Annotated in this window: 1 pseudogene; it reads right to left on the bottom strand. The window is 56.2% G+C overall.

Going from position 1 to position 1472, the window contains the following annotated elements:
- Positions 1–1472 (bottom strand): annotated as a pseudogene (locus AC1DVH_RS31030) (hypothetical protein); the annotation flags it as partial.

Below are 1472 nucleotides of genomic sequence, written 5' to 3'. Positions count from 1 at the left end.
GGCGTCAGCGTAACGACCTGAGCCTGTCCCCTGAAAAATAAATTGCCACCGGGAGGAACCGGTACGCCATCGATCTTGACGTCCGCCTCATCAGCCAGGTTGGTCGACAGCAACTTGCTSACCGCCACAGTGATCGGGSRGGTCATGYCCTTGCCCGCRAGACTCAGCTGGAAGGTSCCRCTTTTGGTCGAGCCGGTGACGCGCCAGCTRTGAGTTGTTTGCTCACTGCCAAATRCAGGCGCACTCACCACATTGGCCGCAACAAGACCGCTTTTGACCTCGCACGTCAGCTTCACCAGATGCCCGGCGATCGGACTGCCAGCTTTRGGCGTCAGCGTAACGACCTGAGCCTGTCCCCTGAAAAATAMATTGCCACYGGGAGGAACCRGKACGCCATYGATCTTGACGTCCGCCTCTTCCGTCAGGTACCGCGACATTACCTTGCACACGGGCAGCGTAATGCCAGAGGTCATGTCCGCACCTTTCAACTCCAGTTTGAACGTGCCGCTGTTGGTATGGGATTTGACTGCCCAGGTATTCTTGCCTGACGCGGTTACCGTCAGATTGCCAGGTTGCACGCCAGTGAGCGGCGTGCCTGTCAGCTCCAGCGGGTAGTCTTGCAGGGGGCTGCCTGGCTTGTAGGTCAGGGTGACGGGCTGCGGTTCATTCCTGAAGAACACAGCACCGCCGGCAGGGGAAGGAACACCGCCCACCAGGACCTTATCCACTTCATCCGAAAGATTGTGCGAAATCACCAGGCTTCGATGCTCCCACGGCACCAGCACTTCCCGGCTATAAAAACTCAGGGTGATACGACCGCTCTTGCCAGCCTCCGGCGTAATCTGCCAATTGAACTTGCCATCGACGGGAGCCGCCCAATCGCCAAAATTCGGCGATGCTACGATGGACAATCCGCCATTCTCTACCAGCTCCAGGTTGAGCTCCCTGGCAATTCCCGGTGGAGCCTCCACCGTTACATCGCTTGCCTGCCCACGGTGCAATAAAATGGGTTCGTTCCATTTCACCTCCTTACCGTTGACGGTTAACTTGGCTTGTTCCCAAGGACTCTCCACATATACATTGATCGTAAAACTCTGCTCTGTCATTTTATCGTCATAAGGGCTATGAACCTTTGCAGTAATCGTATGCTCCCCCGCGGTGGTAACGACATGTTCGAACCTGCTCCACCCCAGACCGGTAGTCGGCACCTTCTGCACAATCCCCCCGCCGAAGTACCACTCGACCTCAACGCCCTCCAGTTCCTTGCCGGTATAAAATGAACCGATTTGAACCTCCGCGGCCACTTTGTCCCCCACCACCGGAGCGCTGATCGGGTCACGTTTACTGAGAATGGCTCGCCGATAGTCCCCCAATTTCAACGCAACTTTACAAGGCGCGGCGGTAAATTCACTTTGCAGTTGAAGATTGAAATCGATGTCCGTTCCATTCGCCGGGCAATTCAACTTCCACTC

The sequence above is a fragment of the Pseudomonas sp. P4_C3 genome (genome assembly GCF_056402075.1).
Note: the sequence above shows the minus strand (reverse complement) of the source record. Positions and strands in the feature narration are given on the sequence as shown.